Here is a 17,017-nt window from a genome sequence, read left to right as displayed (position 1 = left end):
TAAGGTGGCCGGGGCCAAAAAGGCCCCGGCCGTCAGGACTTATTTCCACGACGCGATCAGCTCGTCATAGCTGATCGTTTCCGGGGTCGGGTCCTCGTTCTCAAGCTTGGCCTTGGGCGAGCCCGGCTCGTCCAGCCATTCCTGCGGGTCCTTCGGCTCGTTCAGCATCGGACCGATGTCGCCCTGCACGCCAGCCCGCTCAAGCCGTTCAAGCACGCTTTCCTGATCGGCGCAGAGCGAGTCCAGCGCCTCCTGCGGCGTCTTGGCGCCGGACATCGCGTCGCCGATGTTCTGCCACCACAGCTGTGCCAGCTTCGGGTAGTCGGGCACGTTCGTGCCGGTCGGCGACCACTGGACGCGGGCCGGCGAACGATAGAACTCGATCAGGCCGCCAAGCTGCGGTGCGCGCTCGGTGAAGCTGTCGTGCTGGATGGTGGACTCGCGGATGAAGGTAAGGCCCACATGGGACTTCTTCACGTCGACGGTCTTCGAGGTGACGAACTGGGCGTAGAGCCAGGCCGCCTTGGCGCGATCGACCGGCGTCGACTTCATCAGCGTCCAGGAACCGGCGTCCTGGTAGCCGATCTTCGTCCCCTCGGTCCAGTAGGCGCCATGCGGCGAAGGTGCCATGCGCCACTTGGGCGTGCCGTCCTCGTTCATGACCGGCAGGCCTTCCTTGACCATGTCGGCAGTGAAGGCGGTGTACCAGAACATCTGCTGGGCGATTTCGCCCTGCGCGGGGATCGGACCGGCTTCCGAGAAGGTCATGCCGGCGGCCGCGGGCGGCGAATATTTCTCCAGCCACTCGATCGCCTTGGTGACCGCATAGACCGCTGCCGGCGAGTTGGTGGCACCGCCCCGCGCGACGCAGGAACCAACCGGCTGCGAATTCTCATTCACCCGGATGCCCCATTCGTCGACCGGCAGGCCGTTCGGCTCGCCTTCAGAACCCATGCCGGCCATCGACATCCACGCATCCGTGTAGCGCCAGCCAAGCGACGGGTCCTTCTTGCCGTAGTCCATATTGCCATAGACGCTGGTTGGGCCGCCCATGTAGGACATGTCGCGTCCGGTGAAGAACTCGGCGATGTCCTCATAGGCCGACCAGTTGACCGGAACGCCAAGGTCATAGCCATACTTTTCCTTGAAATCCGCCTTGGTCTTTTCGTCGTTGAACCAGTCGTAGCGGAACCAGTAAAGGTTGGCGAACTGCTGGTCGGGAAGCTGGTAGAGCTTGCCGTCCGGGGCCGTCGTGAAGGACTTGCCGATGAAGTCATCGACATCAAGGTTCGGGTTGGTGACGTCAGCGCCCTCGCCCGCCATCCAGTCGTCCAGGATCCGCGCCTGCTGGTAGCGCCAGTGGGTGCCGATCAGGTCGGAATCGTTGATGTAGGCGTCATAGATGTTTTCGCCCGACTGCATCTGGGTCTGCAGTTTCTCGACGACGTCGCCCTCGCCGATCAGGTCGTGGGTGACCTGGATGCCGGTGATCGCGGTGAAGGCAGGGGCAAGCACCTTGGATTCGTATTCGTGGGTCGTGATGGTTTCCGACACCACCTTGATGTCCATGCCGGCGAAGGGCGCCGCCGCATCGACGAACCACTGCATCTCGGCTTCCTGATCGGCGCGCGACAGTGTCGACAGATCGCCGATCTCGGCATCGAGGAACGCCTTCGCCTCATCCATTCCGGCGAAGGCCGGTCCGGACAGAAGCGCAAGCGCCATGCCCATGGCTGTTGTTGACTTGAATGGCAATTTCATAACTCCCTCCCTAAGGAAACTACGGTTATACGGCGACTCCGGCTTGCCAACCGGAGGATCGCCTCCTTGAAGCGCCCTCTCAGACCCAGCGGAACACTGCTGCGGCGTAGATCAGGCAGAGGATCAGCGCCCCCCACTGCGGCGCGCTGACGAGACCGAGCCAGGCCAGATTGATGAAGGCCGAACCCAGAAGCGTGATGAACAGTCGGTCACCACGGGTCGTTTCGATCCGGAGAACGCCGACGCGCGGCGTCTCGGGAAATCTGATCGCAAGGATCGTGAAGGTGATGAGAAGGCAGGCGATGACGGCGAAAAAGATCGCCGTCGGTCCGGTCCAGGCCATCCAGTCCATGGGGTTTCCTCCCTTTCTCTGGGTCACACACGGCCCAGGGCAAAGCCCTTGGCGATGTAGTTGCGGACGAAGTAGATCACGAGCGCGCCGGGAACGATGGTCAGGACGCCGGCGGCGGCCAGCACGCCCCAGTCCAGCCCCGAGGCGGAAACCGTGCGGGTCATCGTCGCCGCGATCGGCTTGGCGTTCACCGAGGTCAGCGTGCGGCTGAGCAGCAGTTCCACCCATGAGAACATGAAGCAGAAGAAGGCCGCGACCCCGATCCCGCTTGCGATGAGCGGCGTGAAAATGCGGATGAAGAAGCGTCCGAAGCTGTAGCCGTCGATATAGGCGGTCTCATCGATCTCCTTCGGGACGCCGCGCATGAAGCCCTCAAGGATCCAGACGGCAAGCGGCACGTTGAACAGGCAGTGCGCCAGCGCCACGGCGATATGGGTGTCGAACAGCCCCACCGAGGAATAGAACTGGAAGAACGGCAGCGCGAAGACGGCCGGGGGCGCCATCCGGTTGGTGAGCAGCCAGAAGAACAGGTGCTTGTCGCCCAGGAACGAATAGCGGCTGAAGGCATAGGCTGCCGGCAGGGCGACCGAGATCGAGATGACGGTGTTCAGAACCACGTAGATCAGGCTGTTGATGTAGCCCATGTACCAGCTCGAATCCGTCAGGATCGTCGCGTAGTTGGCAAAGGTGATGTCACGCGGCCAAAGCGAGAACACGTTCAGGATCTCGGTGTTGGTCTTCAGGCTCATGTTCACAAGCCAGTAGATCGGCAGCAGAAGGAACACGAGGTACAGCGTCATCACCACGGCGCTGGTCTTGATGCCGGGCAGGCTCAGGCCGCGGGAAGCAGGCTGGTTCAGGATCGCGTCGGCCATTCACTTGCCCTCCCTTTTGTCGAGGTTGGTCATCACGGTGTAGAACACCCAGGAGATCAGCAGGATCACGAGGAAATACATGATCGAGAAGGCGGCCGCGGGACCCAGGTCGAACTGGCCAAGCGCCATCTTGACGAGGTCGATCGACAGGAACGTGGTCGAGTTGCCAGGACCGCCGCCGGTGACCACGAAGGGTTCGGTGTAGATCATGAAGCTGTCCATGAAGCGCAGGAGGATCGCGATCATCAGGACGCCCTGCATCTTCGGCAGTTCGATGTAGCGAAACACCTTCCACCGGCTTGCCTGGTCGATCTTGGCGGCCTGGTAATAGGCGTCGGGGATCGACTGAAGACCCGCATAGGCCAGAAGCGCCACCAGCGAGGTCCAGTGCCACACATCCATGACGATGACCGTGGCCCAGGCCGCGAAGAAGTCCTGCGTGTAGTTGTAGTCGATGCCAAGCCGGTCAAGTGTGTGGCCCAGCAGGCCGATGTCGACGCGCCCGAAGATCTGCCAGATCGTCCCCACGACGTTCCACGGGATCAGCAGCGGCAGCGCCATCAGGACAAGGCAGACCGAGGCCCAGAAACCCTTCTTGGGCATGTTCAACGCGACGAAGATCCCCAAGGGCACCTCGATCGCGAGGATGATGCCCGAGAACACCATCTGCCGTCCAAGTGCGGCCCACATCCGGTCGCTTTCCAGCATGTTGGAGAACCACTCAAGCCCGGCCCAGAAGAACACGTTGTTGCCGAACGTGTCCTGGACCGAATAGTTCACCACCGTCATCAGCGGAATGACCGCCGAGAACGCGACCAGCGCCAGCACCGGCAGAACCAGGAACCATGCCTTCTGGTTGACTGTCTTTTCCATCAGGCGGCCTCCCCCTCAACGCGCCAGTCATTGGCGTAGACGTTCACATGCGCGGGGTCGAAGACGACGCGGTTCATGTCCGGCCCGATTGTCGCGTCCTCGCCCGCTATGATGTTTATGTCGGTCCCGAAGAACTCGGTCCGAATGATCTTGTGACGGCCCACGTCCTCGACGCGGCGCACCTTTACGGGCAGCCCGTCATTTGCCGACAGCCGCGCGAACTCGGGGCGCACGCCGATCTCGACCTTGCCGTCCAGCTTGCCGTAGCCACGGCCCAACTGGACGCGGGATCCGTTGACGGTCGCGATGTTTCCCTCGACCATCGCGGGGATCACGTTCATGCCCGGCGATCCGATGAAGTAGCCCACGAAGGTGTGCGCGGGTGTCTCGAACAGTTCCTGCGGCGTACCGATCTGCACCACGCGGCCATCGTACATCACCACGACCTTGTCCGCGAAGGTCAGCGCCTCGGTCTGGTCGTGGGTCACGTAGATCATCGTGTGCCCGAACTCGTGGTGAAGCGACTTGAGCTGGGTGCGCAGTTCCCACTTCATGTGCGGGTCGATCACCGTCAGCGGCTCGTCGAAAAGCAGCGCGTTCACGTCCTTGCGGACCATGCCGCGCCCCAGGGAAATCTTCTGCTTGGCATCCGCCGTCAGCCCGCGCGCCTTGCGGTCAAGCTCTGCCTCCATGCCGATCATGCGGGCGATTTCCTGCACGCGCTCGGCGACGTATCTTTCGTCACGGCCGCGATTGCGCAGCGGAAAGGCAAGGTTGTCGCGCACCGTCATCGTGTCGTAGACGACCGGGAACTGGAACACCTGGGCAATGTTGCGCTCGGCCGTCGCCGCGTTGGTCACGTCCTGATCGTTGAACAGGATGCGCCCCTGAGAGGGCTTCAGAAGCCCCGAGATGATGTTCAAAAGCGTGGACTTGCCGCAGCCAGACGACCCGAGAAGCGCATAGGCCTCGCCGTCGTTCCAGACATGGTTCAGTTCCTTCAGCGCGTAGTCATCCTCCGACTTCGGGTTCGGAAAATAGGAATGCGCGAGGTTGTCGAGCGTGATCTTGGCCATTTTCCCCTCCCTCAGGCGGCAAGCGCGTAAGCGGCAGGCGCGACCAGCGCGCCATCCTCGCCGAAGATGTAGACATGGGCCGAGTCGATATAGACCTTGACGTCCTTGCCCAGCTCCAGGTTGCGGACACCGTGCACAAGACCGACCCAACGCTCGCCGTGGTGATCGAGATGGACGAAGGTTTCCGACCCGGTGATCTCGGTCACGTTTAGTTTCGCGGTAAAGGCCATGGCATCGGCAGTGTGCCGTTCAAGTTCGACGTGGTTCGGGCGGAAACCCGCGACATAGCGGCCGTCCGCAAGGTCCCGAAGCTTGCCCGAAAGTGCTGTCCACTGCCCGTCGCCGAACATGAGCTTGCCGCCGGTTTTCGACACCTGCATGAAGTTCATCGGCGGGTCGGAAAAGACGCGCGCCGTCGTCGCATCGACCGGCTTGCGATACACCTCGGGCGTCGGTCCGAACTGCGTCACCCGTCCTTCCCAAAGCGTCGCGGTGTTGCCGCCCAGCAGCAGCGCCTCTTCCGGCTCTGTCGTCGCGTAGACGAAGATCGAACCGGATTCCTCAAAGATCTTGGGGATCTCGACGCGAAGCTCCTCGCGAAGCTTGTAGTCCAGGTTGGCAAGCGGTTCGTCCAGAAGAACAAGACCCGCGTTCTTGACCAGCGCCCGCGCCAGCGCACACCGCTGTTGCTGTCCGCCCGAAAGCTCAAGCGGCTTGCGGTCAAGCATCGGCGTCAGCTTCATCAGGTCGGCCGACTTGCGAACCGCCCGGTCGATTTCGTCCTTCGACTTGCCAAGCAACCGCATCGGGCTTGCGATGTTGTCGTAAACCGTCATCGACGGATAGTTGATGAACTGCTGGTAAACCATCGCTACCTTGCGGTCCTGCACGCGCATTCCCGTGACGTCCTCGCCGTTCCACAGGATGCGACCGGAGTTCGGGACGTCCAGCCCGGCCATCAGGCGCATGAGCGATGTCTTTCCAGACAGCGTCGGGCCCAGAAGCACGTTCATCGTTCCATTCTGAAGGGTCAGATCCGTCGTATGAATGTGGGGCTGGCCGTTCACGACCTTGGAGACCCCTTCAAGCGTCAGCGTCATTGCTCTCTCCTAACCCCTATTCAGCCGCGTGGAACGTGTGGTTGCTGCGGGCCTTCTTCATCCATGCCTCAAGGTCGGCGATCTGTTTCGCGGTCAGCCGCAGACCAAGCTTCGATCGGCGCCAGACCACATCCTCCGCCGTTCGCGCGTATTCCTTTTCCATCAGCCAGACGACTTCGCGCTCGGTAAGGGTCGCGCCGAAATCGGTGCCAAGCTCGTCCGCTTGCCGAGCGTCCCCCAGGATCAGCCCAGCCTCGGTTCCGTAGGCCCGGATCAACCGGCCCGCCCAGAAACTCGTGAGGAAAGGGTAACGTGCCGCCAGTTCCTCGGTCAGTCGCGTCACGTCCGATACGGGGAAGTCCCCGCCGGGAAGGGGAACGCCGGCGGTCCAATTGCCCTTCGAGACTTCCAGCACCGTCGCGATCTTGCTCATGGCGCTTTCGGCAAGGCGGCGATAGGTCGTGATCTTTCCGCCGAAGACGTTGAGGACGGGCGCGCCGACCGAAGTGTCGACCTTGAGCGTATAGTCGCGCGTCGCAGCCGTGGCCGAGCTTGCCCCATCGTCATAAAGCGGGCGCACGCCCGAGTAGGTCCAGACGATGTCGGCATGCGTGACCGGCCGCTTGAAGTACTTGGTCGCGAAGGCGCACAGATAGTCCTGTTCTTCCTCGGTGCAGACCGGCTTCTTCGACGCGTCTTCATGCTCGGCGTCGGTGGTGCCGATCAGCGTGAAATCGGTCTCGTAGGGGATCGCAAAGATGATCCGCCCATCCTCGCCCTGAAAGAAATAGCACTTGTCGTGATCGTAAAGCCGCTTGGTCACGATATGGCTTCCGCGCACCAGCCGGATGCCTTCGCTCGAGTTCAGATGAAGCTTCTCGTGGATGATGTTGCCGACCCACGGTCCGCCCGCGTTCACAAGCATCCGTGCGCGTATGGTTTCCGTGCCGCCGTCATTCCGGACGGTCACCTCCCATTGGCCGCCGGACTGGCGCGCCGATACGACCTTGGTCCGCGTCAGGATCTTCGCCCCGCGCGCCTCGGCATCGCGGGCGTTCAGCACGACAAGCCGGGAATCGTCGACCCAGCAGTCGGAATACTCGAAAGCCTTGCGGAACTTGTCCCTGAGAGGGGCCCCTACCGGATCGCTCGCCAGATCGACCGAACTGGTGGGCGGCAAGATCGCGCGACCGCCCAGGTGATCGTAAAGGAACAGGCCCAGGCGGATCAGCCAGGCCGGGCGGCGGCCCTTCATCCACGGCATGACAAGATTGAGGGCGCGCGAAGTTGGCGTCATGCCCTCGAACCGCATGTCCTTGTGGTAGGGCAGCACGAAGCGCATGGGCCAGCTTATGTGCGGCATGGCGCGCAGCAGGGTTTCGCGCTCGATCAGGGCCTCGCGCACAAGGCGGAATTCGAAATACTCCAGATACCGCAACCCGCCGTGGAACAGCTTGGTGGATGCTGACGACGTCGCCGAGGCGAGATCGGTCATTTCAGCCAGGCAGACAGTCAGGCCGCGACCGCTCGCGTCACGCGCGATCCCGCACCCATTGATGCCCCCCCCGATGACGAACAGGTCGTATGTCTCGGTTTTGGCTGCCACGGACACCACGTTGCTCCCCCTCGACGCTCGTGTGTGCTCGATTAATACAGTTATGCAACACAAATGAAAACACTTATGTTCGTTTTTATTCGTTTTCCGGCTCCAATCTGACAACCTCCTGTTAACAAGACCAAAAAACGTCACTTTCGCGCAGGGAACGCTTTCATGGTGGTCAAGAATGTCAGTTTTTCTGTCAGCTCATCGCAGCAAAAGCGATATCTGGTGTTCGTTTTTGATCGTTTGGCGTAGGGTGACACAGAAAACAGATTCTGTCGAATCTCCGTGGCGCATCCGGCGCCACACCAGGAGGGACATATGTCGCAATCCATCAGGCACCCGGAAATCCTTGAGATCGCCCGTCGCGAAGGCAAGGTGACCGTCGAGAGGCTGGCCGAGTACTTCGGCGTCACGCACCAGACCGTGCGCCGCGATCTGACGGAGCTTGCCGATGCGGGCCGGCTGGAACGGGTGCACGGAGGCGCGATCCTTCCTTCGGGCACGACGAACATCGGGTATGAGGACCGACGTTCGCTGAACGCCGACGTGAAGCACGCCATCGCCGTCGCCTGCGCGCGCGTGATCCCCGAAAGCATCTCGGTCTTCATCAACATCGGCACCAGCACCGAAGCCGTGGCAAGGGAACTGCTGAGGCATCGCGATCTTCTGGTGGTCACGAACAACATGAATGTCGCGAACATCCTCGCGCAGAACGAACATTGCCAGGTCATCGTCGCTGGCGGCACGCTGCGCCGTTCCGACGGCGGGCTTGTCGGCAACCTGACCACGCAGACCATCTGCCAGTTCAAGTTCGACCTGGCCGTGATCGGCTGCTCGGCGCTCGATCAGGACGGGGATCTGCTTGATTTCGATGTCCACGAAGTCGGTGTAAGCCAGACCATCATCCGACAATCGCGCCGCACCTTTCTGGTCGCGGACAATTCGAAGTTCCGGCGCAGCGCGCCCGCCCGGATCACGTCGCTTTCGGAAATCGACACCTTCTTCACCGACAAGCCGCTTGATTACCAATTGCAGGCGCGCTGCGACGAGTGGAACACCAAGGTCGTCGTCGCCTAGCTCCGACCACTTGGGAACGGCGCCTTGCGGCGGGCGCCGCAAGGCGCCCGACCACATGCAATCAGCGCGCTTCGGTCATCAGCCCCTTCAGGATGGCCCAGCACATCAGCAGCAGAACCGCCGTGAAGGGCAGACCGGTCGAGATCACCATCGCCTGAAGCGCGCCCAATCCACCGCCGACCAGCAGCACGATCGCCACAGCACCTTCGAAGGTGCACCAGAAGACCCGCTGCGGAAGCGGCGCGTCAACCTTGCCACCGGCCGTGATCGTATCGATCACGAGCGATCCGGAGTCCGACGACGTCACGAAGAACACGATGACCAGAACGATCCCTATGACGGAAGTGATCGTGGCCAGGGGCAACCCTTCGAGCATCGCGAAGAGCGACAGTTCCGGCACATAGCTGTCGATGACGTACGCCTTGACCGCGCTGTCGGTCGGGCTGTTCAGCACCTGGTCGATGGCGACGCCACCGAAAACGGCCATCCACAACACGCATACCAGCGACGGTATCAACAGCACGCAGATGATGAACTCCCTGACCGTGCGGCCGCGCGATACGCGGGCAATGAACATGCCGACGAAGGGCGACCAGCTGATCCACCAGGCCCAGTAGAATGCCGTCCAGCCCTGCATGTAGCCGGTATCCTCGCGCCCGAACGGATTGGACAGCGGCGCGATCTCGGTCGCGTAGGCGCCAAGTCCGCTGACGAAATCGGCAAGGATCGTCGCGGTCGGCCCTGCCAGAAGCACGAAGACAAGAAGCAGGGCCGCAATCGCCATGTTGATCTCGGACAGCACCTTGACGCCACCGTCAAGACCGCGAAGGACCGACCCCAGCGCCACGGCCGTGATCACGGTGATCAGCAGCACCTGAACCGTGATGTTGTTGGGTATGCCGAACACATGCTCAAGCCCGGCGTTCGCCTGCTGCGCGCCGAAGCCAAGCGAGGTCGCAAGGCCGAACAGCGTCGCGAACACGGCAAGGATATCGATCACATGGCCGACCCAGCCCCAGATCGCCTCTCCGAACACGGGGTAAAAGGCCGAGCGGATCGTCAGCGGCAGCCCCTTGTTGAAGGTGAAAAGCGCAAGCGCAAGCGCCACGATGGCGTAGATCGCCCACGGGTGCAGTCCCCAGTGATAGATCGTGGCGGCAAGGCCCATGTTCTTGGCCGCCTCGACATTTTCGGGGATGATCGTTCCGTCCTCGGCGATGGGCGACGGTACACCCAAGGGTTCTGAGATCGCCATGTGATAGACAGGCTCCAGCACCCCGAAGAACATAAGCCCGATGCCCATGCCGGCCGCGAAGAGCATCGCGAACCACCCGATGTAACTATAGTCGGGCGTCGCTTCCTTGCCGCCAAGGCGCACCGAACCCCAAGGGCTGACGATAAGGAACAGGCAGAAGACGACGAATATGTTCGCGGCCCCCAGGAAGAACCAGTCAAAGGTCGAGGTCAGCCATGGCCGAAGCCAGCCGAAGACGTCGCTCGCCTGTTCGGGAAGCGCCAGCGCATAGAACACGAACGCCACGATCGTCAGCCCCGAAACGAGGAAGACCGGGTTGTGGACGTCGAAGCCGAAGGGCCCAACCTGGCCCTCAATGTTGTCCTGGCCGATCATGTAATCGGTGTCGATGATATCCGCTGCGCCTTCCGGGATCGGGATGCCTTGTGTGCTGTCCTGTTCGTTCATGTGGCCGTCTCCTGTCGCAGTCTTCAGTTTGTCGTCCGTTCTCGGGTCTTCAGCCACGCACAAGCATGACCGAGACAGGCGAATGCAGCGCCAGCGTGCCGCCGTGCGACGCCCATATGTAATCGGTCACGTTGGGGATATGCGTGGCCATCACCACGAGATCAGCGCCGACTTCCTCAACGGCGTCGTTCAGCGCCTTGTCCAGCTCCGTGGTAGGGTCATGGTTGATGACCAGATGGGACGCGCCCTGATGGCCATGCTTCGCGGCTTCCGCCTTTGCGAAACCCGAAAGACGCGCCGCAACCTCTTCGGGACGGTGACCCAGGTCGCTTGGCTCTGCGCTGCTGACGCCCACGTAACACACGCGCGCCGAATAAAGCCGCGCCAGATCGGCAGCGGCCTGCAGCGACTTGGACATTCTTTCAAGATGCCGCAGGTCAACCGGAACCATGATGTTGCTGAACACTTCGCCCTCCTCATTCGCCGCACCTCTGGCACCCAAACTCAAGCGCCCACATCAAGCGATCGTCGCAGGGCGTGTCGATCAAGGCGATCAAGCCCGGCTTTGGTTACGGCCAACAGAACGAGTGGAGGGTCCTGAACCGGCCGATTGGCATGTCCGAAAGGGTCGACAGCGGACATGCCGGCGTTCGGGCCAGTTGCGGTATTTGGCCCCTGTGGCGACATCGCACATTGTTACTAAAGCACATTTTCCGCCATTCACCAAGTTTTGAGGGCGAACCACCTGGATACGAAACGGAAAGGCGCTTAGTCGCGGCACCAATCATGGACCCGGATTGCAGCGCGCCGGATCCTTGGCGGCGGTCGCGGCCTGTGGTGAGCATCCTGGCCGACTGACGATCTGGTGAAGTCATCACCCCTCCGGGACCGCGAGGATCCGACACGCAAGGCAGCTACAACCACTCCAGTTAATGTTGCAGGGATGCAATTATCCCGATGAAATTTTGTTGCACAAACATGAACATGTCGAACGCCACTTTCTTGCCGTAATCACCAAGAAAGAATCACTTCCGCGCACAACTTCCGGATGAATGGCAGCGCTTCGGATCGAATTGCTTGGTAGATACGCAAATTGTTTCGCTGCCGAGACCACCAAAATACCTTATGATCAAATGGTCTCGCCCTCCTCACCCCAACGTGAATTGGCAGGGCATGCGCAACAATGACCGAAACGAGAGCAGCAAAAACCTAACGAAAGGTTAAGAACTTTGCTTCTTTTGTTTCGGCGGCATCGGCACAAGGCGCGGCTGTCGCACCGTGGGGTTACCGCCAACAGCATGAAAATGGGCATCTTTGAGAAAAAACGCCTTAACCCCGCCAAGGATTTCGTGTTCCCTTTAGGTATGGCGGATCCGGAAAGCTCCACCTCCGGCGATGCCAGGTAACAAGTGATGTAGTACCAGTGCTGTTTCGTAACGAGTATTGCCGACCGGGGTCGGCTCGTTGATTACCACGGTGAGGTGTGCCGGGGCCGAAGTCTGCTCCGCCCCGGCATGCCTCGTGGGTAACGGCACTGCAGCAAGATCGGATGATCGATGCAGGGCCATGGCGAATACCTTCAGACAGACCTGACACAAGGTGTTCCGCGCGCGAACTGGCCGCGGCCGCGAACGGACTGGAACCTGCCCGGCATTTGCTGGAATGCGCGCGTTTCCACGTCCTTCGGCGAAATGCCCGTTCAGGGCCTGCGCGCCAATGACCCCGTGCGCATGGACACGGGCGCCTTCATCAAGGTGGCTGCAACCGACAAGATCCATCTGGATGAGGACTTTCTCGCGCGCTGCCCGGACGCAGCGCCGATCAAGATCCCCGCCAACTTCTTTGGTCCGGGCCGTCCACGCTCGGACCTGCTGGTGTCGCCTCACCAACCGGTGGCGACGACCGCAAATCCCGCCGCGCCAGAGTTTCGCAGGGCCCGCGACCTGTTGAACCGACCGGGCGCGATGCGCCAGCCAAGCTTCGGCCTGACCTACTTCCTCTTCCACTGCGGTAAACCTGCGGCGATCAACGTCGATGGCGTCCTGATCTCGACCGCACCCTGACCGCTAGGCTTCCGGCGTGTCGTCTTCGTCACGCTGGGCGCCCGAGCCGTCGCGCCCCCTGAACCCGGTGGCCACGACGAACTTTTCCGAGCTGTCCGCGCGGCTTGCGGGGGGTTTCACGTTTGCGACCTTGGTGAAGGACCGCTTGAGCATGGCCTGAAGCTCGCTTTCCGCGCCCCCGGCCAGAACCTTCGCGACAAAGGTCCCACCCTCGACCAGCACGTCGAAGGCCAGGTCGACGGCGGCCTCGCACAGCGCGATGATGCGAAGGTGGTCGGTGCCCTTATGCCCCGAGGCTGACGCGGCCATATCGCTCATCACCACGTCAGCCGGTCCGCCCAGCCATTCCTTGACCTTGTCGTCCGCCCCCTCCGACAGGAAATCCAGCTGATGAATTTCCGCACCGGCGATCGGTTCGACCTCTTGCAGGTCGACGCCAATCACGCGCCCGACCTTCTTTCCAGACTTTTCCCCCAACGCATTCACGCGCTGAACGGCCACCTGGCACCAGCCGCCCGGAGCGCAGCCAAGATCGACAACCCGCGCCCCGGGCACCAGAAAGCGGTACTTTTCGTCCAGCTCGAGGATCTTGTAGGCGGCGCGGCCCCGATATCCTTCCTTCTTGGCACGCAGAACGTAGGGGTCGTTCAGCTGCCGCTCCAACCAGAGGGTGGAGGACAGCTTGCGCCCCTTGGCGGTCTTCACGCGCACGCGCAGCTCGCGCTGCCCGCGGCCCGAAGTCTTGCCCGATGGTGTCTTCGCCATTTTCTAAGCCTGCCCTTTCGTTCCGCCCCAGATAGCCGGATGCGCGCGATCCCGCAACCAAGGCCGGGATCAGTAGGGCCCGTCCTCAAGCACGCCGTCCGCCGACATCTGGGCGTAGAGCAACCCTTCGCGCAGTCCCCGATCCGCAACCGAAAGCCGGTCCGTCGGCCAGATCCGCATCAACGCCTGAAGGATCGCCGCACCGGACATGATCAGCGTGTGCCGGTCGCGGCCGATCCTGGGATCGGTCCGCCGCCCTTCCGGCCCCAAAGTCAGGTATTCCCGGATCACGCGGTCGATCTGGTCCGAGGTCATCCGAAGCCCGTCCACCTTGGTCCTGTCGTAGCGCTTCAGTCCCAGATGGCTGGCAGCGACCGTGGTGACAGTGCCCGAGGTTCCGATGATCTGGAAACCTTCGCGCGGTTGGCTGGAGTTGTAAGGCGAAAAATCCGCCAGCTTCTCCTCAAAGAACCAGCTCATCAGCGCGAAGCGCGCCGCATCGTCCTCGACGTCGTTGAACTGGTCATTCAGTGTCGCGACGCCGAGAGGAACCGAGATCCAGTCGACGACCTTTGCCGCCGGGAAGACACTGTCGGGCGGATGGAAGCCCGCGTGCAGGCGCATGATGGCACGCGGACGGTCGACACGCGGCACCGCCGAAAGGTCGATCCAGACCAGTTCGGTCGAGCCGCCGCCAATATCGACGACCAGAAGCTGTTCCGTACGGGTGGAAACGAGCGGCGCACAGGACACGACCGCCAGCCGCGCCTCCTCTTCCGGTTCGATGATCTCCAGCGAAAGGCCGGTTTCGCGCCGGATCAGGCGCAGGAAATCGCGCGCGTTCCTGGCCCGCCTGCAAGCTTCGGTCGCGACCAGCCGCATCCGCCGGACGTCGAGCTGATCCAGCTTGCGTCGGCAGATCTGAAGCGCCTGGATCGTTCGGGACATCGACGCGCGGCTGAGCCGGCCCGACGCTTCCAGGCCGATTCCAAGCTGGACCGACTTGGAAAAGCTGTCCACGACGTGAAACTGGCTGCCCTTCGGTTGGGCAACCAGCATGCGACAACTGTTCGTGCCAAGATCAAGCGCCGCATAAAGCTGCGCAGGATCGGGTTTTGCGGCCTTGGGCGGCTCGACCGGGATCGGGAACGCGCCCTGACCGCCAGGACGCCTGGGCGCCATCGTTGCGCCCTCCGAATGAGTGTTGGGTGAACTGTAGACCCGCCCATCGGATCAATCAAGTTGGCGCGGGGGGTCGACGCAAAACGCTTGCCGCGCCCAAGACAGGAAGCCGTTTTGATCAGCGCGGCGAAACCGGGAAAACTTTCCCGCATCTCTGCGGTGGCGCAATCGGACCGGTGCCGCTATCAAGGCGCCCAAGGTCGCTCTGATCGCGCACCATGTCGAAAACCGTCATTGGCGGTCGCGAAAGGCGGCGTATTGAGAGGGCCATAAAACAAGGATTCGACATGGCAGAGGTCACCATCGTCTACTGGCGCGACATCCCGGCCCAGATTATAGTGGGCAAGGGGCGACGCGGCGTGAAGAAACCGCTGCCCGAGCGGTTTGAACAGGCTATCGACCGCTGCGCCATGAAGATCGGCGCGCGCGACACGGATGCCTACCTGGCCGAGTGGCGCAAGGCCGCGCCCGTCGAGGTCGAAGGCGAGGACGAGGCGGTCGCAACCTCCGAGCTCGCCCGGATCGAGGCCGAATACGACAACGAGCGCCTCAAGGCGCTGATCGCGAATGACGGCTGGGCCTGATAGCCCCGCCACAACCTGTGGAGAGCCGCCATGGCACTTTTGAACTTCCGCCGCAAGGAAACCCCCGCATCCACCGGCTCCTCCGAGTCGGTCGAAGCCTTCCTGAAGGGCTACTCGATCGAGGTGATGCCGCGCACCGCCGAGAAGGTCGAGGATTTCCGTGAAATCCTGCCCGCAGGTACGCGCGTCTACATCGCCCACATCGACGGCACCCCGATCGAGGACATGGTGGCCACCGCCAAGCGCCTCAACGCCGAGGGCTTCCCGGTAATGCCGCACTTTCCCGCGCGCATCATCAAGGACAAGGCGACGCTTGCCGACTGGATCGCCCGCTACAAGGCCGAGGCCGATGTCAAGCAGGCCCTGCTTCTGGGCGGCGGCATTTCGACCCCGCACGGCGACTTCGACAATTCGATGCAGCTCATCGAAACCGGCCTTTTCGATGGGTTTGAGCGTCTTCACGTTGCCGGCCACCCGGAAGGCAACAAGGACATCGATCCGGATGGATCGGACAAGAACGTCATGGCCGCGCTCAAGTGGAAGCAGGCGTTCAAGGACCGCACCGACGCCAAGATGGCGATGGCGACCCAGTTCTGCTTCGAGGCCAAGCCTGTGATCGAGTGGGTGAACCGCCTGAATGCCGAAGGCGTCGACATCCCGGTCCATATCGGTGTCGCGGGCCCCGCCAAGCTGCAGACCATGATCAAGTTCGCCATCGCCTGCGGCGTCGGTGCCTCGCTCCGCGTCCTTCAGAAGCGCGCGATGGACGTGACCAAGCTGCTGCTGCCGTACGAGCCCAACGAATTCGTCAGCGAGCTTGCCGCCTACAAGGCCGCGAACCCCGACTTCGGCATCGAAGCCGTCCACTTCTTCCCGCTTGGCGGGATTAAGACCAACGCAACCTGGGCCATCGAGCATGGCGGCAAGTCCGCCGTCCCGGCCGCGCAAAGCTAAGAGATAAGGTGAATTATGACCCGTACCGTCGTTGAATCGAAAACGAAAACCGTCGTCATCGGCTTTGATGAGCCCTTCTGCGTGATCGGCGAGCGCATCAACCCCACCGGCCGCAAGAAGCTTGCCGCCGAACTCGAGGCGGGCGACTTCTCGACCGTTGAAAAGGACGCGCTGGAACAGGTCGCATGCGGTGCGATGGTGCTCGATGTCAACGCGGGCGTCGTCTACAACTCGAACCCGAACCCGAACGAAACCGAACCGCCGCTGATGACGAAGATGATCAACATCGTCCAGGCGCTGGTCGATGTGCCGCTGTGCATCGACTCGTCGGTTCCCGGCGCGCTTGAGGCCGGTCTGGCCGCGGCCGAAGGCCGTCCGCTTCTGAACTCGGTCACGGGCGAGGAAGACCGCCTTGAGCTGGTTCTGCCGCTGGTCAAGAAATACAACGTGCCGGTCGTCGCGATTTCTAACGACGACACCGGGATCTCCGAGGATCCGGACGTCCGCTTCGAGGTTGCCCGCAAGATCGTGCAGCGCGCTGCCGACTTCGGCATCCCGGCGCATGATATCGTCGTCGACCCGCTGGTCATGCCGGTCGGCGCGATGGCGACGGCGGGCCGTCAGGTCTTCACGCTGGTCAAGCGCCTGCGCGAGGAACTGGGCTGCAACACCACCTGCGGCGCCTCGAACATCTCGTTCGGCCTGCCCAACCGTCACGGCATCAACGCCGCCTTCCTGCCGATGGCGATCGGCGCGGGCATGACCTCGGCGATCATGAACCCGGTCCGCTCGGTCGAGATGGAAGCGATCCGTGCAGCCAACTTCCTGATGAACCACGACGCCAATGGCGGCGAGTGGATCAAGTTCTCGCGCGTTCTGGACGCGGTGAAAGAGGGCAAGGACTTCGCCACCGCTTCCGCCGAAGTGGCGGCTGCGGGCCGCGGCGGCCGCGGCGGCCGGCGCGCGCGCGCCTGAGCAAGCCAAACCATTGCAGGAAGCGCCCCGGAGCAATCCGGGGCGTTTTCGTTTCTGCATATAAAATTGTTCAGG

16 protein-coding genes are annotated in these 17,017 nt (G+C 62.2%); 5 read left to right on the top strand and 11 right to left on the bottom strand.

Translation table 11 applies throughout. The features are described from left to right. Positions 1-39: 39 nt before the first annotated feature. From OEW28_RS08460 to glpD, 7 genes are all read right to left on the bottom strand, one after another. Positions 40-1,761: an ABC transporter substrate-binding protein gene (locus OEW28_RS08460; RefSeq protein WP_263734254.1), complete on the bottom strand. Its 1,722-nt coding sequence runs from the start codon at positions 1,759-1,761 to the stop codon at positions 40-42. A 79-nt stretch (positions 1,762-1,840) separates the two neighbouring features. After that, complete coding sequence (locus OEW28_RS08455) at positions 1,841-2,113, bottom strand: DUF2160 domain-containing protein (protein ID WP_263734253.1); 273 nt, start codon at positions 2,111-2,113, stop codon at positions 1,841-1,843. A gap of 23 nt (positions 2,114-2,136) precedes the next feature. After that, a complete protein-coding gene (locus OEW28_RS08450; protein WP_263734252.1) occupies positions 2,137-2,988 on the bottom strand; it encodes a carbohydrate ABC transporter permease in 852 nt (283 codons plus the stop codon). Beyond that, entirely contained in the window at positions 2,989-3,861 is an 873-nt protein-coding gene (locus OEW28_RS08445) for a carbohydrate ABC transporter permease (protein ID WP_263734251.1), read from the bottom strand. Further along, on the bottom strand, positions 3,861-4,937 hold the full coding sequence (locus tag OEW28_RS08440; protein ID WP_263734250.1) for an ABC transporter ATP-binding protein: 1,077 nt from the start codon (positions 4,935-4,937) through the stop codon (positions 3,861-3,863). The genes OEW28_RS08445 and OEW28_RS08440 overlap by 1 nt, the downstream gene beginning before the upstream one ends. A gap of 11 nt (positions 4,938-4,948) precedes the next feature. Then, positions 4,949-6,037 (bottom strand): ABC transporter ATP-binding protein, encoded by a 1,089-nt coding sequence (locus OEW28_RS08435; RefSeq protein WP_263734249.1) that lies wholly within the window; start codon positions 6,035-6,037, stop codon positions 4,949-4,951. 16 nt (positions 6,038-6,053) lie between these two features. Further along, positions 6,054-7,649 (bottom strand): glycerol-3-phosphate dehydrogenase, encoded by a 1,596-nt coding sequence (gene glpD, locus OEW28_RS08430; protein WP_412174784.1) that lies wholly within the window; start codon positions 7,647-7,649, stop codon positions 6,054-6,056. A 309-nt stretch (positions 7,650-7,958) separates the two neighbouring features. On the opposite strand from glpD, the gene OEW28_RS08425 reads away from it, so the two are divergent. After that, on the top strand, positions 7,959-8,717 hold the full coding sequence (locus tag OEW28_RS08425) for a DeoR/GlpR family DNA-binding transcription regulator (protein WP_263734247.1): 759 nt from the start codon (positions 7,959-7,961) through the stop codon (positions 8,715-8,717). Positions 8,718-8,778: 61 nt separating this feature from the next. On the opposite strand, the gene OEW28_RS08420 is transcribed toward OEW28_RS08425, so the two are convergent. Then, positions 8,779-10,419 carry a BCCT family transporter gene (locus OEW28_RS08420; RefSeq protein ID WP_263734246.1) on the bottom strand — a complete coding sequence of 547 codons (1,641 nt, stop codon included), beginning with the start codon at positions 10,417-10,419 and terminating at the stop codon, positions 8,779-8,781. Between the two features lie 49 nt (positions 10,420-10,468). Then, positions 10,469-10,885 (bottom strand): universal stress protein, encoded by a 417-nt coding sequence (locus tag OEW28_RS08415; RefSeq protein WP_263734245.1) that lies wholly within the window; start codon positions 10,883-10,885, stop codon positions 10,469-10,471. Positions 10,886-11,975: 1,090 nt separating this feature from the next. On the opposite strand from OEW28_RS08415, the gene OEW28_RS08410 reads away from it, so the two are divergent. Then, on the top strand, positions 11,976-12,482 hold the full coding sequence (locus tag OEW28_RS08410) for a Hint domain-containing protein (protein ID WP_263734244.1): 507 nt from the start codon (positions 11,976-11,978) through the stop codon (positions 12,480-12,482). A 3-nt stretch (positions 12,483-12,485) separates the two neighbouring features. Here OEW28_RS08410 and OEW28_RS08405 read toward each other — a convergent pair whose 3' ends face one another. Further along, positions 12,486-13,247 (bottom strand): RlmE family RNA methyltransferase, encoded by a 762-nt coding sequence (locus OEW28_RS08405; RefSeq protein WP_263734243.1) that lies wholly within the window; start codon positions 13,245-13,247, stop codon positions 12,486-12,488. Between the two features lie 69 nt (positions 13,248-13,316). Further along, complete coding sequence (locus OEW28_RS08400) at positions 13,317-14,429, bottom strand: Ppx/GppA phosphatase family protein (RefSeq protein ID WP_263734242.1); 1,113 nt, start codon at positions 14,427-14,429, stop codon at positions 13,317-13,319. 287 nt (positions 14,430-14,716) lie between these two features. Between OEW28_RS08400 and OEW28_RS08395 the strand changes: the two genes are divergently transcribed. The 3 genes from OEW28_RS08395 to OEW28_RS08385 are packed head-to-tail and all read left to right on the top strand — an operon-like array spanning position 14,717 to position 16,942. Further along, the gene (locus OEW28_RS08395) at positions 14,717-15,013 is read left to right on the top strand and encodes a virulence factor (RefSeq protein WP_263734241.1); all 297 of its coding nucleotides are present in this window, start codon (positions 14,717-14,719) and stop codon (positions 15,011-15,013) included. A gap of 30 nt (positions 15,014-15,043) precedes the next feature. Beyond that, positions 15,044-15,967, top strand: coding sequence for a methylenetetrahydrofolate reductase (locus OEW28_RS08390; protein WP_263734240.1), 924 nt, complete (start codon positions 15,044-15,046; stop codon positions 15,965-15,967). A 15-nt stretch (positions 15,968-15,982) separates the two neighbouring features. Further along, positions 15,983-16,942, top strand: a complete 960-nt coding sequence (locus OEW28_RS08385; RefSeq protein ID WP_263734239.1) for a methyltetrahydrofolate cobalamin methyltransferase — start codon at positions 15,983-15,985, stop codon at positions 16,940-16,942. The last annotated feature ends 75 nt before the right edge of the window (positions 16,943-17,017 follow it).

Origin of the sequence: Albidovulum marisflavi, assembly GCF_025751435.1 — a bacterium.
In the GTDB taxonomy this organism is placed as follows: Bacteria; Pseudomonadota; Alphaproteobacteria; order Rhodobacterales; family Rhodobacteraceae; genus Albidovulum; species Albidovulum marisflavi.
Note: the sequence above shows the minus strand (reverse complement) of the source record. Positions and strands in the feature narration are given on the sequence as shown.